The organism is Streptomyces sp. NPDC048172 (genome assembly GCF_043202595.1).
Taxonomy (GTDB): domain Bacteria; phylum Actinomycetota; class Actinomycetes; order Streptomycetales; family Streptomycetaceae; genus Streptomyces.
Genome location: NZ_JBIDAT010000002.1, coordinates 305,932 through 323,575, shown reverse-complemented (window position 1 = coordinate 323,575; position 17,644 = coordinate 305,932). Strand labels below are relative to the sequence as shown.

Here is a 17,644-nt window from a genome sequence, read left to right as displayed (position 1 = left end):
TGCGGCCGCGCGGCGGGCTGCCCGGGGCGTGACGGACGCCGCACCGGACCGTCGCGGCGCTTCCCCCGCCTGGCCGCACCCGCGTCGCCCTCGCGGTTCACCCGTACCGCACCTGTGCCGCACACGTACCGCACTCGCACCTCACCCGTTATCGCGCGCGGACGCGTACGCGGAGATAGCGGACGCGTCCGCAGAGACATGCGCGGAGACATACGCGGCGCACGCGGATGCGTACACGTGCCGTCGCTGTCTGCGAACTTGCCAGCCGGGTGCCGCAGCTTGTTGGATGGCCCCTTCCGTCCCCATCCATGTACCCCTCCCCGTGCCTGTAGCCTCCATGGGGGAGTACGCACCGCGCCCCCTCCTCACCGGGGTCGCGGATCCGATTCGACGGCGAGGACTGATGGCACAGACGCAAGCCGCCGGGGGCCCCTCCGACCCCGACGCGACTGGTGGCGGCTCCATGTCCGATACGCCGGAGCTGTGGGGGAACAACGGCCTGGTCGGTGACGGCAGGTACCGCCTCACCCACCGCCTCGGACGCGGCGGCATGGCAGAGGTCTTCGGGGCCGAGGACCTGCGCCTCGGCCGTACGGTCGCGGTCAAGCTGCTCCGTTCCGACCTCGCCGAGGACCCGGTCTCCAAGGCCCGTTTCACGCGCGAGGCCCAGTCCGTGGCGGGCCTCAACCACCACGCGGTCGTCGCGGTCTACGACTCGGGTGAGGAGATCATCGGCGGCAACGTCACGCCGTACATCGTGATGGAGCTGGTCGAGGGCCGCACCATCCGTGATCTGCTGCTCACCGCCGAAGCCCCGCCCGCCGACCAGGCGTTGATCATCGTCTCGGGCGTGCTGGAAGCGCTGGCCTACAGCCACCAGCACGGCATCGTGCACCGTGACATCAAGCCGGCGAACGTCATCATCACCAACCAGGGCGCGGTCAAGGTGATGGACTTCGGCATCGCCCGCGCCCTGCACGGCGCGTCCAACACCATGACGCAGACCGGCATGGTCATGGGCACCCCGCAGTACCTCTCGCCCGAGCAGGCCCTCGGCAAGACCGTCGACACCCGCTCCGACCTGTACGCGACGGGCTGCCTGCTCTACGAACTCCTCACGCTGCGCCCGCCGTTCACCGGCGAGACCCCGCTCTCGGTGGTCTACCAGCACGTTCAGGACGACCCGCTGCTGCCGTCCGAGATCTCCGAGGTCGTTCCTCCGGAGCTGGACGGCCTCGTGATGCGTTCGCTGGCCAAGGAGCCGGACGACCGTTTCCAGACGGCCGAGGAGATGCGCGGCCTCTCGCAGTACGCGCTGCAGATGCTGCACGAGCACGGCGGCCACACCGGCGGCGTGTGGAACACCGGGCCGACCTCGCACGCGGGCGGCTCCACCCCCGCCATGGGCGTCCCCGGCGCCGACGCGCGCCAGCACCCGCCGCACAGCGAGACCTCGCAGATGGGCGCAGCGCCCATGCTGGGGGGCCCGCGTGACGACGACGGCGGTTTCGACGGCGGTCAGCGCGGCGGCAGGGGCGGCAGCGGCGTCAAGTACGCGCTGATCGCGTTCCTCGCCGTGATCGCCATCGCGGGCGGCATCTTCTACGCGCTCAGCGGCAACGACGGCGACAAGGACAAGGGCCCCAAGCCGACGGAGACGACGCAGGAGCCCAAGGAGAAGAAGAGCAAGTCCAAGGAGCCGTCGAGCACGCCGACGGAGACCGAGGAGGAGCAGCCCGGCACCACCACGGGCGACACCGGCGACGACTACACGCCGACGCAGCCTCCGACGCAGTCCAAGCCGACCGAGAGCGAGCAGTCGCCGTCGGAGGAGCCGTCCGACACCCCGTCGGGCAGCGCCACGGGCGGTACGACCGAGGGCGGCAAGGGCGGCACCACCGAGGGCGGCCAGAGCGGTACCACCGAGGGCGGCAAGGGCGGTACGACCGAGGGCGGCAAGGGCGGCACCACCGAGGGCGGTGACGCCGGTACGACCGAGGGCGGCCAGGGAGGCGCCGACGACGGTGGCGCCGACGGCGCGGGCGGCCTGGTCGACGGCGGCGCCGACGGCGGCTGACGACACCGCGGAGCGACCCTGAGGCCCGTACGAGCGCTGACGCCTCGTACGGGCCTCGTCGCGTTTCTGTGGGCTGGCCTGGCCGCCTCGTACGGGCGATGTCCCGTGCGGCTCTGGCGTCCCACGTGCCCCCTGTGCCCCATTACCCCGGTTCGGGGACCGAGTCCAGTCCGGCACGCGAGCTCCCGGGCAGCCTCTACGATGCGGCTCGTGCAGCCGTCATCGTCCGCCCCACCGGTCCTCACCTCGCTCGACGGGGGCACGCTCCACTCCGTGCTGCGGCAGTACGACGCGGGGGAACCGCTGTCGTGCGAACCGGTGTCCCAGGGGCTGCTCAACCGGGGGTACCGGCTCGCCACCACCCGGGGCCGCTACTTCCTCAAGCACCACCTGGACGCCGTCCCCGACCCGGCCGACCCCGCGGGACCCGCGCGCATCGAGCGGCAGCACCGCGCGACCGACCGGCTGGGCGCGCTGGGGCTGCCCGTGGTCCCCGCCGTTCCCGCGCCGGGCGGGGGCACGGTCGTGGTGGACGGCGGGCGGTGCTACGCGCTGCACCCCTGGGTCGAGGGCAGGCACCGGCACGGGGGCGAGCTGTCGACGGCGCAGTCCCACAGCCTGGGCACGCTGCTGGGGCAGATCCACACCCGGCTCGCGCAGGTCATACCGTCCGCGGCGCCGGGCGCCGAGCCGGGGGCTGAGCCCGGGAGCGCCGGGCACGCGAGCGCGGACCCGGCCGCGACGCACGAGCTGATCGGGGAGCTGCTGACGCGTGTACGGGGGCGGAGGCGGCGGGACTGCTTCGACGAGCTGGCCGAGCACCGGCTGCTGGAGCGCCGCGTGCTGCTGCGGCGCTACGCCGCGTGCCGCCCGCCCGCCGTACGGGAGAGCTTCACGGGCTGGGTGCACGGCGACTTCCATCCGCTGAACCTGCTCTACCCGGCGGCGGGGAGCGAGGAGGCGCCCGTCGCGATCCTCGACTGGGACCGGCTGGGCGTGCAGCCGCGCGCGGAGGAGGCGGTGCGCGCGGCGGCGATCTTCTTCCTGCGGCCCTGCGGCGCGCTGGACCTGCGCAAGGTACGGGCGTACGCGCGGGCGTACCGGCACAGCGCGGGTGCCTCCCCGGAGGAGCTGGGCGCTGCCGTGCACCGGGTGTGGTGGGAACGGCTGAACGATTTCTGGATGCTGCGCTGGCGCTACCAGCTGCGCGACGTACGCGCCGACCCGCAGTTCCCGGCGCAGGCGGCGCTGGTGGTGTGGTGGAGCGGGCGGTACGAGGCGGTGCGCGGCGCGTTCTGCGGCTGAGCGGCGCGCGCTCGGCGCCGCATCAGAAGGGTCCTAGGCGTGGGTGACGCCGCCGAACCAGTGGACGGAGACGAACTCCGGTTCGATGCGGAGGTAGACCGGGACGAACGGCTCGCCGTTGGAGCGGGCCGTGCAGGGGCCGAAGCGGGTGAGCTGCGCGTCGGTCGGCTCGACGACCCGGGCCTCGCCCACGAACTGCACGGACCAGACGTCGTCGGCGCCGGTCTCCAGGTTGCCCGCCTCGTAGGCGACCACGGAGCCGTCGAGTGCCGTGTGGTAGCCGAAGCCGCGGTGGATGCGGATGAGGACGTCGCCGCTGTCGACGATGTGGCGGGCGATCGTCACGAACGGGAGGGCGTGCCTGCTCATGGCGACCCTGCCGTACCGGATGCCCGGCAGCATGCTCAGCGCCTCGGCGCGCTCCGCGGTCTGAGGGGACATTCCTCCACCGTGCCCGCGCGGCCCGCGCCGCCACCAGGGAGATCGGACCCCCGAGGCAGGGCCGAAAGTCCCTTGCGCCCGAGGCGCGGCGTCCCTACTTGTCGCTCTCGGCCTGGAGCCGTGCCACGTACGCCGCGGCCTGCGAGCGGCGCTCCATGCCCAGCTTGGAGAGCAGGCTCGACACATAGTTCTTGATCGTCTTCTCGGCGAGGTGGAGCTGCTCGCCGATCGCGCGGTTGGTCAGGCCGTCGCCGATCAGGTCGAGGATCTTGCGCTCCTGCTCGGTGAGCGACCTCAGCCGCTCGTCCTGCTTGCCGCCGGAGCCGCCGCCGTGCCGCAGCCGCTCCAGCACCCGCTGGGTCGCGGTCGGGTCGAGCAGCGACTTGCCCGCGGCGACGTCCCGTACGGCCGTGAGCAGCTCGGTGCCGCGGATCGCCTTGAGGACGTACCCCGAGGCACCGGCCATGATCGAGTCGAAGAGGGCCTCGTCGTCCGAGTACGAGGTCAGCATCAGGCAGCGGATGCTCTCGTCGCGGGAGCGGATCTCGCGGCAGACCTCGACGCCGCTGCCGTCCGGCAGCCGTACGTCCAGCACGGCGACGTCCGGACGGGTGGCGGGGATCCGGGCCAGCGCCTCGGACGCGGTGCCCGCCTCTCCTACGACCTCGATGTCCGACTCGACCGAGAGCATGTCGTGCACACCCCGGCGGACGACCTCGTGGTCGTCGACCAGGAATACGCGGATTCTTCCGTTTTCAGGCACAAGGTCAGTCTCACATACTGATCCTCTCTCTACTCTTCCCGGGCTTTGGCCCCCCGGGATAACGTGCGAGTGTCCGCGGCTCGCGAGGCCGTGACCAGTGATGTCCCCGATTTCCGCACGGTGCTTGGATTTCCAGCTTCTTTGTTGGATATCCGAGCAAAGTTGCAGGTCAGGGATGCCTCGTGCGTCTATGGAGATACTGGCCATGGCTTGGGGGCGCTCCTGACCGCTCCGGGCGAACGACTCGGAGCCGGGGAGCGCGGGCCGCGACCGGGACAGCAGTCACCGCCCGGCGCCGTCCGCGACGCTCCCACCCCGTGCGCCGCACCGGACCGGGCGAGCCTCCCCCCGCCAGTGGGTGGGGGAGCCCCAGGTCACCGGCAACCCCGGGGGCCGGACAGACGGAGGAGCACACGTGACCGTGGAGAGCACTGCCGCGCGAAGCAGCACCGCGACCGCGCGCCGCAGCGGCACCGGAGGAAAGAGCGCCACCGGGACGGCGGCGCCTGCCGAGGGCGGCACCGCGAGCAAGACGGCTGCGAAGAAGACGTCCGCGAAGACGGCAGCAGGCAAGACGTCCGCGAAGACCGCGGCGAGCAAGACCGCAGCGAGCAAGACGGCCGCAGGCAAGACCGCGGCGAAGACCCCCGCGAAGAAGACTTCCGCGAAGAAGGCCCCCGCGAAGAAGGCCCCCGCCAAGGCCACCCGAGCCAGGAAGAGCGCGGCGCAGCCGGACCAGCCCGAGCTCGTCCAGCTGCTCACCCCCGAGGGCGAGCGGGTCTCCCACCCGGACTACGACGTCGACCTGAGCGCCGAGGAGCTGCGCGGTCTCTACCGCGACATGGTGCTGACCCGCCGCTTCGACGCGGAGGCCGTCACCCTCCAGCGCCAGGGCGAGCTGGGCCTGTGGCCCTCGCTGCTCGGCCAGGAGGCGGCGCAGATCGGCTCGGGCCGCGCGCTGCGCCCGGACGACTACGCGTTCCCGACCTACCGTGAGCACGGCGTCGCGTGGACCCGCGACGTGGACCCGACGCTGCTGCTCGGCATGTTCCGCGGGGTGAACAACGGGGGCTGGGACCCGAACAGCAACAACTTCCACCTCTACACGATCGTCATCGGCTCCCAGGTCCTGCACGCGGCCGGGTACGCGATGGGCGTGCAGAAGGACGGCGCCGACTCGTCCGTCATCGCCTACTTCGGCGACGGCGCCTCCAGCCAGGGCGACGTGGCGGAGGCGTTCACCTTCGCCGCCGTCTACAACGCGCCGGTCGTCTTCTTCTGCCAGAACAACCAGTGGGCCATCTCCGAGCCCACCGAGCGCCAGAGCCGTGTGCCGATCTACCAGCGCGCCCAGGGCTTCGGCTTCCCCGGCGTCCGCGTGGACGGCAACGACGTGCTGGCCTGCCTCGCCGTGACCCGTGCCGCCGTCGAGCGCACCCGCTCCGGCGAGGGTCCGATGCTGGTCGAGGCGTTCACGTACCGCATGGGCGCCCACACCACCTCCGACGACCCGACGCGCTACCGGCGCGACGAGGAGCGGGAGGCGTGGGAGGCCAAGGACCCCATCCAGCGGCTCCGCGCCTACCTGGAGAAGGAGGGCCTGGCCGACGCCGCGTACTTCGAGGCGGTCGAGGGCGAGAGCGACGAGATGGGCAAGCACGTCCGCGAGGCCATCCGCACCATGCCCGACCCCGACACCATGGCGATCTTCGAGAACATCTACGCCGACGGGCACGCTCTCGTCGACGAGGAGCGGGCGCAGTTCGCCGACTACCTCGCGTCGTTCGCCGACTCGGCCGAGGAGGCCCGCTGATGTCGTCCACCACGCCTGTCCAGGGCACGAAGAAGCTCCCGATCGCCAAGGCGATCAACGAGTCGCTGCGCCACGCCATGGACAGCGACCCGAAGGTCCTCGTCATGGGCGAGGACGTCGGCAAGCTCGGCGGCGTCTTCCGCGTCACCGACGGCCTCCAGAAGGACTTCGGCGAGGACCGTGTCATCGACACCCCGCTCGCCGAGTCCGGCATCGTCGGCACCGCCATCGGTCTCGCGCTGCGCGGCTACCGCCCTGTGGTCGAGATCCAGTTCGACGGCTTCGTGTTCCCCGCGTACGACCAGATCGTCACGCAGCTGGCGAAGATGCACGCCCGCGCGCTCGGCAAGATCAAGCTGCCGGTCGTCATCCGTATCCCGTACGCGGGTGGCATCGGCGCCGTCGAGCACCACAGCGAGTCCCCCGAGGCGCTCTTCGCGCACGTCGCGGGGCTCAAGTGCGTCTCCCCCTCGAACTCCTCGGACGCCTTCTGGATGCTCCAGCAGGCCATCGAGAGCGACGACCCGGTCATCTTCTTCGAGCCCAAGCGGCGCTACTGGGAGAAGGGCGAGGTCGACACGGCCGCCATCCCGGCGCCCCTGCACACCGCGCGGATCGCCCGGCAGGGCACGGATCTCACCCTGGCGGCCTACGGGCCGATGGTGAAGGTCTGCCAGGAGGCGGCCGCGGCGGCCGGGGAGGAGGGGAACTCGCTGGAGGTCGTGGACCTCCGTTCGATCTCCCCGATCGACTTCGACACCCTTCAGCGGTCGGTCGAGAAGACCGGCAGGCTGGTGGTCGTGCACGAGGCGCCGGTCTTCCTCGGATCCGGCTCGGAGATCGCCGCTCGCATCACGGAGCGGTGCTTCTACCATCTGGAAGCACCGGTACTGCGCGTCGGCGGTTTCCACGCGCCGTATCCTCCGGCCCGGCTGGAGGACGAGTACCTGCCCAACCTGGACAGGGTGCTCGATGCCGTCGACCGCGCGCTGGCGTACTGAGGAGAGCCGTGACGATGACAGACAGCGCCATCAGTGCCACCCGCATCCGCGAGTTCAAGATGCCCGACGTGGGCGAGGGACTGACGGAGGCGGAGATCCTCAAGTGGTACGTGCAGCCCGGCGACACGGTCACGGACGGCCAGGTCGTCTGCGAGGTCGAGACGGCCAAGGCCGCCGTCGAACTGCCCATCCCCTTCGACGGCGCGGTGCACGAGCTGCGCTTCGAGGAGGGCACGACGGTCGATGTGGGCACGCCGATCATCACCGTGGACACGGACCCGTCGGCGGGCCCGGTGGGCCCGGCGGGTCCGGCAGGTCCGGCGGAAGCGGCGGCTCCGGCCGAGCGGCCCGCTGCCGCGGCGCTCGCGCCCGCGCCCGCGCCTGAGGCGGAGGCCGAGCCGGAGTCGGCGCCGGAGGCCGAGCCGGAGGGCCGTCAGCCGGTCCTCGTCGGCTACGGCGTCTCGACCAGCTCCACCAAGCGCCGCCCGCGCAAGCAGTCCGCCGCCCAGGGCCCGCCCCCGGAGGCGGTCCAGGCGATCGCGGCCGAGGTCAACGGGCACGGGCCCGCGTCCGGCGCGGCCACCCTCGGCGCTCCCGCGCCGGAGGCCCGTCCGCTGGCCAAGCCGCCGGTGCGCAAGCTCGCCAAGGATCTCGGCGTCGATCTGGCGACGGTCACCCCGACCGGGCCGGACGGCGTCGTCACCCGCGAGGACGTCCACGCGGCGGCGGCCCCCGCGGCCCCGGCCGCGGCTCCGACGGCGGCGCCCGCCGCGGCGGAACCGCAGGCTCCGTCCGTCGCGACGGAGGCCGAGCCGTCGGCGTACGCGCGCGAGACCCGTGTCCCGGTCAAGGGCGTCCGCAAGGCGACGGCGCAGGCGATGGTGAACAGCGCGTTCACCGCGCCGCACGTCACCGAGTTCGTGACGGTCGACGTCACGCGCACGATGAAGCTCGTACGGGAGCTGAAGCAGGACCCGGACATGGAGGGCGTACGGATCAATCCGCTGCTCCTCGTCGCGAAGGCGTTCCTGCTGGCCATCCGGCGCAACCCGGAGGTCAACGCCGCCTGGGACGAGGAGAACCAGGAGATCGTCCGCAAGCACTACGTGAACCTCGGCATCGCCGCGGCCACCCCGCGCGGACTGATCGTCCCGAACATCAAGGACGCCCAGGACAAGACCCTGTCCGAACTGGCGTCCGCACTCGGTGAGCTGGTGAGCACCGCCCGTGACGGGAAGACCAGCCCGGCGGCGATGAGCGGCGGCACGGTGACGATCACCAACGTCGGCGTCTTCGGCATCGACACCGGCACGCCGATCCTCAACCCCGGGGAGTCCGCGATCCTCGCCTTCGGGCAGATCCGGGAGCAGCCCTGGGTGCACAAGGGCAAGATCAAGCCCCGGCACGTCACCACGCTCGCGCTCTCGTTCGACCACCGCCTGGTCGACGGCGAGCTCGGCTCGAAGGTGCTCGCGGACATCGCCGCGGTGCTGGAGAAGCCGAAGCGGCTGATGACCTGGGGCTGAACCCCGCCCGGTCTCCGCGTGAACTGAGAAGGCGCCGTCCGCATCGTGGACGGCGCCTTCGCCGTACCGCCTGTTGTATCTATGGTGTGCACATGCCGTCCGCGTCGTCTCCCGCCCCCACGACCCCCGTCGCACAGCCCGCGAAGCAGCCACCCGCCGCCGAGCGCGTCTACGCCCACGTCAAACAGGCCGTCCTGGAGCGCCGCTACGAGGGCGGCATGCTGCTCACCGAGGGCGAGCTCGCCGAAGCCGTCGGCGTCTCCCGTACGCCCGTACGAGAGGGCCTGCTCCGGCTGGAGGTCGAGGGCCTGATCCGGCTCTACCCGAAGAAGGGCGCCCTCGTCCTGCCCGTCTCCGCGCAGGAGATCGCGGACGTCGTGGAGACCCGGCTGCTCGTCGAGCAGCACGCGGTGCGCCGCTCCGTCCCCGTCTCGGCGGCGCTCGTCGCCCGCCTGGAGGAGCTCCTCGCCGAGCAGCGCGCGCACGCCGAGTCGGGCGACCTGGCCGCCGTGGCCGCCGCCGACCGCTGCTTCCACGCCGCGATCGTCAAGCACACCGGCAACGAGATCCTCACCCGCCTCTACGACCAGCTCCGCGACCGGCAGCTGAGGATGGGCGTCGCCGTGATGCACGCCCACCCCGAGCGCATCGCCAAGAACATCGCCGAGCACGCGGGCATCCTCCGCGCCCTCCGGGACGGCGACGCGGAGGCCGCGGCCGACGCCGTACGCCGTCACGTCGGCCGCGTCAGCCACCTCGTACGCGGCGAGGACGCCCTGGACGCCTACGTGGAAGCACACGAACCCGTGGACGGTGAACGGTGAGCTCTGGCTCCTCCTCGTCGGGCATACGCGGCCTGCCCGGAGACCCTCCCCCGAGCTCGTCGAACAGAGGGGACCCCCCGGGCGGCGCCCGCGCGATGTGGGTGTGGGGCATCGGCGTCGCCGTCTACTTCGTCGCGGTCACCTACCGCACGAGCCTCGGCGTCGCGGGCATCGACGCCACGCACCGCTTCGACATCAACGCCTCGGCGCTCTCGACCTTCTCGATCCTCCAGCTCCTCGTCTACGCGGGCATGCAGATACCGGTCGGCCTGCTCGTCGACCGGTGGGGGACCAAGCGGATCCTGCTGCTGGGCGTCGTGCTGTTCACCGCGGGCCAGTTCGGCTTCGCGCTCTCCGGCTCGTACGGCATGGCGCTGGCCTCACGCGCGCTGCTGGGCTGCGGTGACGCGATGACGTTCATCGCGGTGCTGCGCCTGGGCACCCGCTGGTTCCCGGCCCGCCGCGGCCCGATGATCGCGCAGGTCGCGGCGTTGATGGGGATGGCGGGCAACCTGGTCACCACGCTCGTCCTCGCCCGCGTCCTCGACGTCTTCGGCTGGACGCCGACGTTCGCGGGCAGCGCGGCGGGCGGCCTCGTGATCCTGCTGCTGGTGATCTTCTTCCTCCGCGACCACCCCGAGGGCCACGCGCCCCCGCCGGTCTCCCACGCGGGCGGCGGCTACGTACGCCGTCAGATCACCGACGCCTGGCGCGAGCCCGGCACCCGGCTGGGCATGTGGGTGCACTTCACCAGCCAGTTCCCCGGCATGGTCTTCCTGCTGCTGTGGGGCATGCCGTTCCTCGTCGAGGCCCAGGGCATCGGCCGGGACACGGCGGGCGAACTGCTCACCCTGGTCGTCGTCTCCAACATGGCCTGCGGCCTGGTCTACGGCCAGGTCATCGCCCGCCACCACGCGGCCCGTACGCCCCTGGTGCTGGGCACGGTCCTGACCACGGCGACGGCCTGGGCGGCGGCCATCTTCTGGCCCGGCGACCACACCCCGATGGGGATGCTGGTGGTGCTCTGCGTGGTGCTGGGCGCCTGTGGCCCGGCGTCGATGATCGGCTTCGACTTCTCGCGCCCGGCGAACCCGCCGGGGCGCCAGGGCACGGCCTCCGGAATCGTCAACATGGGTGGTTTCACGGCCTCGATGACGACCCTGCTCGCCGTCGGCGTCCTGCTGGACCTCACGCACGACGACTACAGCATCGCCTTCGCGACGGTCTTCGTCCTCCAGGCCCTGGGCCTCACCCAGATCGTCCGCCTGCGCGGCAAGGCCGTCAGGCGCGAACGCGAACGCGTCGTCGCCAGCCGCGTGGAGGCGGTCCACGTTCCCGCGTAACCCGTCAGCCCCTGCCCCTCCCGCTGCGTGAGCGGAGGGGACAGGGGCTGACGACGACCCAAGGACCATACGGGTCAAACGGGTCAAACAGTCACGGCGTGACGGCGAAGTGCTGGAGGATCGCGGCGGCGAGATCGGCGTCGCCCTCGATCTTGATCCGCTCGGTCACCGCCTCGGGGCGCACCCGCCCGCACGCGAGCCGCAGATACGTCTCCCAGTCCAGTGACAGCGTCGCGGCCGGGCCGAGCGACGGGCTGCCGTCCACGGAGCCCCGCCCGTCACCGTCGACCCGCACGGTCCGCATGAACTCCAGCGGGCCGCCGACGTCGATCACCACGGCCGAATTCACGGGCGCCGACGCCTCCTTGGCGACGACCTTCGGCAGCGCCTCGACCAGCAGGTCCCGCGCGACCAGCGCGCCCGCCGAGTCGAGATTGCCCGGCTTGCCCAGCGCCCGGCGCAGATCCTGCTCGTGCACCCATACGTCGAAGGCCCGCGTCCGCAGCGCCAGTTCCAGCGGGACCTTCTTCGGCCCGAACGGCAGCGCGCTCGCCACCTCGTCCTCCGGCCCCCGCTTCTCGTTCCGCAGCTGCCGGGCGCGGCGGATGATCGTGTACTCCAGCTCGCTCGTCATCTCCGGGCCCGTGTGGTGCCGCCGCACGTCGACCTGGATCTCCATGTGACGGCTGATCTCGTCCTGCACGTGGTAGATGTCGCGCGGGAGTGTGTGGATGGGGCGCGGGTCGCCGAGCAACTCGCACTCGATCCCGATGAGGTGGGAGACCACGTCACGGACAGACCACCCGGGGCATTCGGTGGGCCGGTTCCACTCCCCTTCGGCGAGCGGCGTCACCAGCTCGGATATCGCTTCCATGGACTGGGTCCAGGCGTCAACATAGGGCTGAAGGCTTGGGTGGTCGGTCACGGGACCCCTCGGCGGTACGGATCGTTCGCGGGCTGGGTGCTCTCAAGTTACGCTGCGCACGGGCACCCCGGCAGTGCTTTTGGGACGATGCTAGGCCCAATCGACCCCCTCGATCGCATGGACGGTGGTACGGTGCGCGCTTCCCTTCTCCAAATACGCGTGGATCCGGACGAATCACCCGATTCGCGCCGCGAGCGCGCGGCCTCCCTCGTACGCGACCAGGCAGGCGCCGACCTGGTGGTCCTCCCCGAACTGTGGCCCGTGGGCGCCTTCGCCTTCGACTCCTTCGAAGCCGAAGCGGAACCGCTGCGAGGGCCCACGTACGAGGCGATGCGGGCGGCGGCGCGCGACGCGGGCGTATGGCTCCACGCAGGCTCGATCGTCGAACGCGAGCCCTCCTCCGGGACCCTCTACAACACCTCCCTCGTCTTCCGGCCGGACGGCGAACTCGCCACCACCTACCGCAAGATCCACCGCTTCGGCTTCGACCGCGGCGAAGCGGTCCTTCTCGGCCGCGGCACGGAACCGGTCACCGTCCCCCATCCCCAGGCCACCCTCGGCCTCGCCACCTGCTACGACCTCCGCTTCCCCGAACTCTTCCGCGCCCTCGTCGACGCCCGCCCCGACGGCGCCCGCGTCTTCGTCGTCCCGGCGGGATGGCCCGCGAAGCGCGCGGCGCACTGGTCCCTCCTCGCGCGGGCGCGCGCTGTCGAGAACCAGGCGTACGTGCTCGCGTGCGGCACCGCGGGCACCCACGCGGGCGTACCGCAGGCGGGCCGCAGCGTGATCATCGACCCCTGGGGCGAGCCCCTGGCCGAGGCCCCGGACGCGGAGGAAACCGTCCTCGACGCCGACCTGGACCTCGCCCAGGTGGAGAAGACCCGCGAGTCCTTCCCGGTGCTGAAGGACCGCGTACGGGAGCTGCGCACGCCGGAGGCGTGAGGGGCTGACGCGGGGACCCGGAGGGGGAGAGGACCGCCGCGCCCGGAAGTGGCAGTCTGGACACATGAACGACCACGCCCCCGCCACACCCTCCTCCCCTTCCGCCACCACCCGCCGGGCCCGCGTCCGCGCACCGGAGCTGACGGGTGCGGGCGGGTGGCTGAACACGGGCGGTGAGCCGCTGACGCTCACCGCCCTGCGCGGCAAGTGCGTGATCGTCGATTTCTGGACATTCTGCTGCGTGAACTGCCTCCACGTCCTGGACGAACTCCGCGAACTGGAAGAACGCCACCAGGACACCACCGTCGTCGTGGGCGTCCACTCCCCGAAGTTCGTGCACGAGGCCGAGCACACGGCGGTCGTGGACGCCGTCGAACGGTACGGCGTCGCACACCCGGTCCTGGACGACCCGGACCTGGCGACCTGGAAGCAGTACGCGGTACGTGCCTGGCCCACCCTCGTCGTGATCGACCCCGAGGGCTACGTCGTGGCACAGCACGCGGGCGAGGGCCATGTGCACGCGATCGAGAAGCTGATCACCGAGCTGGAGGCCGAGCACGAGGCCAAGGGAACCCTGCGCCGGGGCGACAGCCCCTACGTACCGCCGGAGCCCGCCGCCACCGACCTCCGCTTCCCCGGCAAGGCGCTCGCCCTCCCCGACGGCGGCTACCTCGTCTCCGACACCACCCGGCACCAGCTCGTCGAGCTCGCCCCGGACGGCGAGACCCCGGTCCGCCGCCTCGGCACCGGCGAACGCGGCCTCACCGACGGCGGCCCGGACACCGCCCAGTTCAACGAACCCCAGGGCCTCACCCTCCTCCCCGGCGACCGCCACGCCCTCGTCGCCGACACCGTCAACCACGCCCTGCGCCGCGTCGACCTGGCAACCGGCGACGTCGTCACCGTCGCGGGCACCGGCGCCCAGTGGTGGCAGGGCACCCCGGACGAGGGCCCCGCACGCGAGGTCGCGCTCTCCTCCCCCTGGGACGTCGCCTGGTTCGCGGACCGGGTATGGATCGCGATGGCAGGCATCCACCAGCTGTGGACCTACGACCCCGAGTCGGACACCGTACGAGCGGCAGCCGGAACCACCAACGAGGGCCTCGTCGACGCCCCCGCCCCCGAAGCCTGGTTCGCCCAGCCCTCAGGCCTCGCAGCCTCACACGACGGATCCCGCCTCTGGATCGCGGACTCCGAAACGAGCGCCGTGCGCTGGCTACAACGCGCGACCGACGACGTGACCGACGACGCCGACGACGACGCGACCGACGACGCTGCAGACGGCGTGGTCAACAGGGCGACCGACGGCGTGCCCGGCACCCCGGACGACCCGGCGGCCGACAGCTCGGCCGGCAATGAACACACCAGCGCGGGCGGCAACGAGGCCGACGGCGCCGTCGGAGCTGAGCACACCAGCACTGAAGACCGCGAGGCCGACAGCGCGGGCGGCAACGAGCACTTCACCGTCCACACCGCCGTCGGCACCGGACTCTTCGACTTCGGCCACCGTGACGGCCCCGCCGACCAGGCCCTCCTCCAGCACCCGCTGGGCGTGACTGCCCTCCCCGACGGCTCGGTCGCCGTCTCCGACACCTACAACCACGCGCTGCGCCGCTACGACCCGGCCACCGGCGAGGTCACCACGCTCGCCACCGACCTGCGCGAGCCCTCCGCCGCCGTACTGGCCGCCGACGGCAGAGACATCGTCGTCGTGGAGTCGGCTCGGCACCGGCTGACCCGACTGCGCCTGCCGGAGGAGGCGGTGCGCGTCGACGCCGTCGCGCACCGCACCCAGCGCGCGGCGACCGACGTCGCACCGGGCACGCTCCGCCTCGACGTCGTCTTCCAGCCCCCGCCCGGCCAGAAGCTCGACGACCGGTACGGCCCCTCCACCCGCCTGGTCGTCAGCGCCACCCCGCCTGAACTCCTCGCGAGCGGAGCCGGTCAGGGCACCGACCTGGTCCGGGACGTCCGGATCACGACGGACTCCGACGTCGCGGAAGGCGTCCTCCACGTCTCCGCGATGGCGGCCTCCTGCGACGAGGCGGACGAGAACGAGTTCCCCGCCTGCCACGTCCACCAGCAGGACTGGGGTGTCCCTGTTCGCGTCGCCTCCTCCGGAACCTCCCGCCTTCCTCTCGTCCTTGCCGGCCTGGACGAGGAGGCAGCGGGTTGAACCGGCTGTCGAACGTGCCCCTCTGGCGGAAGGAGCCGAGGAATGCTTCGGCTGCTTCGGGGCTGGCGACGGCTGAGGCTGGTTGGGACTGGTTGAGCCTGGTTGATGTGAGCTGACGTGAGCTGATGCGGGCGGCTGTGCGGCTGTGCGGCTGTCGGAGTTCATACGGAACTGGTGCGGACGGGACAAGGGGTCTCGCAGAGCCCTGCCTGACGGGTTCGGCCAGGACCGCCTGCCGCGGCGTGCACGGTCCACGTCCACGGCAGGCGAGGCGAACCGCACGGTTGTCGCCACCTCTACGAGTCTGGCGCGCCCTCCATGGCGAACGGCGCCGAGCAGACCTCTGCCCGTAGCGGTGCCTCTGCCCGTACTGGTGCCTCTACTGGACCGGTGCCTCTACCGGTACCGGTCGTCCACGGTGTGGCGGTGCGATTCCTCGATCACGGGCGCTGCCGGGCTCGGCGGCTGCACCCGGCGGCGCTTGAGGATGCTGACGTAGGCGCACAGGCCGATCGTCCCGACGAGCAGCAGGATCAGCCCCATGATGTCGAGATTGATGCCGCTGACGTTCAGATCGACGGCCAGGGTGAGGATCGCGCCCACGGCCATCATGCCAATGCAGACGATGATGCCCATGAATGATGCCTCCAAGATGAGTTGGGCATGAGCGCTGGCTGGAGCGCTCCAGCCAGCGAGTACCCGTCCCGGACACCCGGACACACGCATTCAGGCCGCCACCGTCCGCGGAACTCACCGCGGACCCATGGACTCTGCTCGCCCCCTTACTCCTCTGCCACCTCTTCTCCCGATGCGGCATCACCTCCCTCTCGTTCCTCCGGTCCGTCCACCGGTATGCCGAACCAGCGGAGCGCCACGGGCCTTGTGTCGGGGCGGGCCTCCTCGGGGCCCCGGGAGAATCGCCGCACCAACTCCAGGTAGGCGTCGTGGAACTCGTTCAACTCCTCTCTCGTAAGGTGGCTGAGGCTGCGTGAGCCCCGCATCCACCCCTCGGCGGACCGTCCTTCGACCGCGAAGCGCCGAGTGAGGGCCAGATCCTCCTCCGCGCGCATGCGCTCCAGCTCGCTCAGCACCGTCTGCTCGGCGGGCGTCAGCCCTTCGTCCGCCGGCATCCGTACGTCGAGCCCTCGGACCGTGCGCCACCAGCGCTCCCGGCCGCCGGTGTGGGCCGGGTCGTCCTCGATGAAGCCGCCACGCTCGAGCTGACGGAGGTGGTAGCTGAGCGTGCCTGTGTTCTGTCCCAGCGCTGCGGCGAGCGTGGTTGCAGTGGCGGAGCCCGAAGTGCCGAGCTGCCGCAGGAGCTTGAGCCGGAGGGGGTGTGCGAGCGCCTTCAACGACTCGGGGTCGCTGATGGTGGGGCGCTGCTCGTCGCGCTCGTCGCCGTTGTCCTGGGTCATGTCCGCCACTCTACGTCACAGAGTTTTCTCTGCATAGTTTTTTCTGCAGATATTCCGCTGCAGAGAAAAGTCTGCAATGCTCGAGGAGTGCGAGGCGGTGACCGCTCTCGCATAGACCACTCGTGTGCCCACACAGGGCACACGAGTCTCAACTGCTCTGGGGGAAAGCTGTGTTCACCACTCGCAGGTCACACACGCCTCGACGCGGGCTCCTCGCGCTCACGGGCCTCGCCATGGCCGCGACCGCCACGATGGCCACGCCCGCGGGCCCCGCCACGGCCGCCGAGCCGAAGCCGCACGCGGCCGAACTCCGCGGCGAGGACGCCACGTTCGCCGACTGCCCCACTCGTGCCGAGCTGCCCGAGGGAGCCGATCCGGCGAAGTGGCGATGCGAGGTCATGTCGGCGACGGGCAGCCTCACTCTCGGCCGGATCAGCGTGCCGCTGAAGAAGCCGGTGGTCATCACGCACGCGGAGGGCCGGATAGGCGGCGAGTTCCACCAGGTCTTCGGGGGTCTCAAGGCCGCCCCGGTCCGCGTGCCCCGCACCCCGCTCTCCCTCTCGCTGCGTTACGGCGGGTATTTCGACTTCCACACCAACGAACAGCGCATGGGCGAGCTGGACCTGAGGTTCGGCCTCTCAGCTCCCGGCGTTCCCCGCAGCTGCTCCATAGGCGGCGGAGCTCGGGAGGCGGTGCATCTGATACTCAAGGCCGTCGGGGAGCCGGAGCCCGGCGAGATGCCGGAGGCCGTGGACACCTCGTTCACGGCACCCCGCACCTCTGGCTGTGGCGCGCTCGGGTCCGTCCTCGACAAGGCCATCGACCTTCCCTCGCCCTCCGGCGAGAACGCCATCCACCTCAACGGCAAGCGCAAGATCCGCGCCTACGCCGAACTGCCCTGACGCGAAGGAGGAGCCGACGCACCGGGTCGGTCCAGAGGCCCAGGCGCCCATAGGCCCAGACGCCAAGAGGCCCAAATGCCCAGAGGCGGGCGCCGGGCTCGAATCCGAACCTCTGACCGGTCATCAACTGAACCTTGAGGCCCCTGCGTTGCGTGTCACCGATAGGTGGGCCCTGGGCATGTCTGGGGCCA

15 protein-coding genes are annotated in these 17,644 nt (G+C 71.5%); 10 read left to right on the top strand and 5 right to left on the bottom strand.

Going from position 1 to position 17,644, the window contains the following annotated elements; all coding sequences use genetic code 11:
- Window positions 1-403 precede the first annotated feature (403 nt).
- Both ACGF3A_RS10010 and ACGF3A_RS10005 read left to right on the top strand, forming a co-directional pair.
- Complete coding sequence (locus ACGF3A_RS10010; protein WP_393727781.1) at window positions 404-2,077, top strand: protein kinase; 1,674 nt, start codon at window positions 404-406, stop codon at window positions 2,075-2,077.
- 201 nt (window positions 2,078-2,278) lie between these two features.
- Window positions 2,279-3,382 (top strand): phosphotransferase, encoded by a 1,104-nt coding sequence (locus ACGF3A_RS10005; protein ID WP_393727779.1) that lies wholly within the window; start codon window positions 2,279-2,281, stop codon window positions 3,380-3,382.
- Window positions 3,383-3,415: 33 nt separating this feature from the next.
- On the opposite strand, the gene ACGF3A_RS10000 is transcribed toward ACGF3A_RS10005, so the two are convergent.
- Window positions 3,416-3,823 carry a pyridoxamine 5'-phosphate oxidase family protein gene (locus ACGF3A_RS10000; RefSeq protein WP_393727777.1) on the bottom strand — a complete coding sequence of 136 codons (408 nt, stop codon included), beginning with the start codon at window positions 3,821-3,823 and terminating at the stop codon, window positions 3,416-3,418.
- A gap of 94 nt (window positions 3,824-3,917) precedes the next feature.
- Complete coding sequence (locus ACGF3A_RS09995; RefSeq protein WP_393727775.1) at window positions 3,918-4,586, bottom strand: response regulator; 669 nt, start codon at window positions 4,584-4,586, stop codon at window positions 3,918-3,920.
- Window positions 4,587-5,001: 415 nt separating this feature from the next.
- On the opposite strand from ACGF3A_RS09995, the gene pdhA reads away from it, so the two are divergent.
- The 5 genes from pdhA (at window position 5,002) to ACGF3A_RS09970 (ending at window position 11,093) form a co-directional block, all read left to right on the top strand.
- Window positions 5,002-6,399, top strand: coding sequence for a pyruvate dehydrogenase (acetyl-transferring) E1 component subunit alpha (gene pdhA / locus ACGF3A_RS09990; RefSeq protein WP_393727773.1), 1,398 nt, complete (start codon window positions 5,002-5,004; stop codon window positions 6,397-6,399).
- Window positions 6,399-7,400: an alpha-ketoacid dehydrogenase subunit beta gene (locus ACGF3A_RS09985; RefSeq protein WP_393727771.1), complete on the top strand. Its 1,002-nt coding sequence runs from the start codon at window positions 6,399-6,401 to the stop codon at window positions 7,398-7,400. Before pdhA ends, ACGF3A_RS09985 begins: the two co-directional genes overlap by 1 nt.
- A 14-nt stretch (window positions 7,401-7,414) precedes the next feature.
- On the top strand, window positions 7,415-8,926 hold the full coding sequence (locus tag ACGF3A_RS09980; protein ID WP_393727769.1) for a dihydrolipoamide acetyltransferase family protein: 1,512 nt from the start codon (window positions 7,415-7,417) through the stop codon (window positions 8,924-8,926).
- 92 nt (window positions 8,927-9,018) lie between these two features.
- Window positions 9,019-9,750 (top strand): GntR family transcriptional regulator, encoded by a 732-nt coding sequence (locus ACGF3A_RS09975; protein WP_393727767.1) that lies wholly within the window; start codon window positions 9,019-9,021, stop codon window positions 9,748-9,750.
- 95 nt (window positions 9,751-9,845) lie between these two features.
- Window positions 9,846-11,093, top strand: coding sequence for a nitrate/nitrite transporter (locus tag ACGF3A_RS09970; RefSeq protein ID WP_393729068.1), 1,248 nt, complete (start codon window positions 9,846-9,848; stop codon window positions 11,091-11,093).
- 91 nt (window positions 11,094-11,184) lie between these two features.
- On the opposite strand, the gene ACGF3A_RS09965 is transcribed toward ACGF3A_RS09970, so the two are convergent.
- Window positions 11,185-12,018 carry a maleylpyruvate isomerase family mycothiol-dependent enzyme gene (locus tag ACGF3A_RS09965; protein ID WP_393727765.1) on the bottom strand — a complete coding sequence of 278 codons (834 nt, stop codon included), beginning with the start codon at window positions 12,016-12,018 and terminating at the stop codon, window positions 11,185-11,187.
- A gap of 132 nt (window positions 12,019-12,150) precedes the next feature.
- Between ACGF3A_RS09965 and ACGF3A_RS09960 the strand changes: the two genes are divergently transcribed.
- Window positions 12,151-12,960, top strand: coding sequence for a carbon-nitrogen family hydrolase (locus tag ACGF3A_RS09960; protein ID WP_393727763.1), 810 nt, complete (start codon window positions 12,151-12,153; stop codon window positions 12,958-12,960).
- A gap of 64 nt (window positions 12,961-13,024) precedes the next feature.
- Window positions 13,025-15,136, top strand: coding sequence for a thioredoxin-like domain-containing protein (locus ACGF3A_RS09955; RefSeq protein WP_393727761.1), 2,112 nt, complete (start codon window positions 13,025-13,027; stop codon window positions 15,134-15,136).
- A 396-nt stretch (window positions 15,137-15,532) separates the two neighbouring features.
- Here ACGF3A_RS09955 and ACGF3A_RS09950 read toward each other — a convergent pair whose 3' ends face one another.
- Entirely contained in the window at window positions 15,533-15,772 is a 240-nt protein-coding gene (locus ACGF3A_RS09950; protein ID WP_393727759.1) for a DUF6458 family protein, read from the bottom strand.
- Window positions 15,773-15,918: 146 nt separating this feature from the next.
- Window positions 15,919-16,551 carry a helix-turn-helix domain-containing protein gene (locus ACGF3A_RS09945; protein ID WP_393727757.1) on the bottom strand — a complete coding sequence of 211 codons (633 nt, stop codon included), beginning with the start codon at window positions 16,549-16,551 and terminating at the stop codon, window positions 15,919-15,921.
- A gap of 233 nt (window positions 16,552-16,784) precedes the next feature.
- Between ACGF3A_RS09945 and ACGF3A_RS09940 the strand changes: the two genes are divergently transcribed.
- Complete coding sequence (locus tag ACGF3A_RS09940; RefSeq protein WP_393727756.1) at window positions 16,785-17,453, top strand: hypothetical protein; 669 nt, start codon at window positions 16,785-16,787, stop codon at window positions 17,451-17,453.
- Window positions 17,454-17,644 lie beyond the last annotated feature (191 nt).

Bases quoted from the DNA above. Each gene is read 5' to 3' on its own strand.
- ACGF3A_RS10010 (WP_393727781.1), top strand. From the start codon at position 404: ATGGCACAGACGCAAGCCGCCGGGGGCCCCTCCGACCCCGACGCGACT.
- ACGF3A_RS10005 (WP_393727779.1), top strand. From the start codon at position 2,279: ATGCGGCTCGTGCAGCCGTCATCGTCCGCCCCACCGGTCCTCACCTCG.
- ACGF3A_RS10000 (WP_393727777.1), bottom strand. From the start codon at position 3,823: ATGTCCCCTCAGACCGCGGAGCGCGCCGAGGCGCTGAGCATGCTGCCG.
- ACGF3A_RS09985 (WP_393727771.1), top strand. From the start codon at position 6,399: ATGTCGTCCACCACGCCTGTCCAGGGCACGAAGAAGCTCCCGATCGCC.
- ACGF3A_RS09980 (WP_393727769.1), top strand. From the start codon at position 7,415: ATGACAGACAGCGCCATCAGTGCCACCCGCATCCGCGAGTTCAAGATG.
- ACGF3A_RS09975 (WP_393727767.1), top strand. From the start codon at position 9,019: ATGCCGTCCGCGTCGTCTCCCGCCCCCACGACCCCCGTCGCACAGCCC.
- ACGF3A_RS09970 (WP_393729068.1), top strand. From the start codon at position 9,846: ATGTGGGTGTGGGGCATCGGCGTCGCCGTCTACTTCGTCGCGGTCACC.
- ACGF3A_RS09955 (WP_393727761.1), top strand. From the start codon at position 13,025: ATGAACGACCACGCCCCCGCCACACCCTCCTCCCCTTCCGCCACCACC.
- ACGF3A_RS09950 (WP_393727759.1), bottom strand. From the start codon at position 15,772: ATGGGCATCATCGTCTGCATTGGCATGATGGCCGTGGGCGCGATCCTC.
- ACGF3A_RS09945 (WP_393727757.1), bottom strand. From the start codon at position 16,551: ATGACCCAGGACAACGGCGACGAGCGCGACGAGCAGCGCCCCACCATC.
- ACGF3A_RS09940 (WP_393727756.1), top strand. From the start codon at position 16,785: ATGGCCGCGACCGCCACGATGGCCACGCCCGCGGGCCCCGCCACGGCC.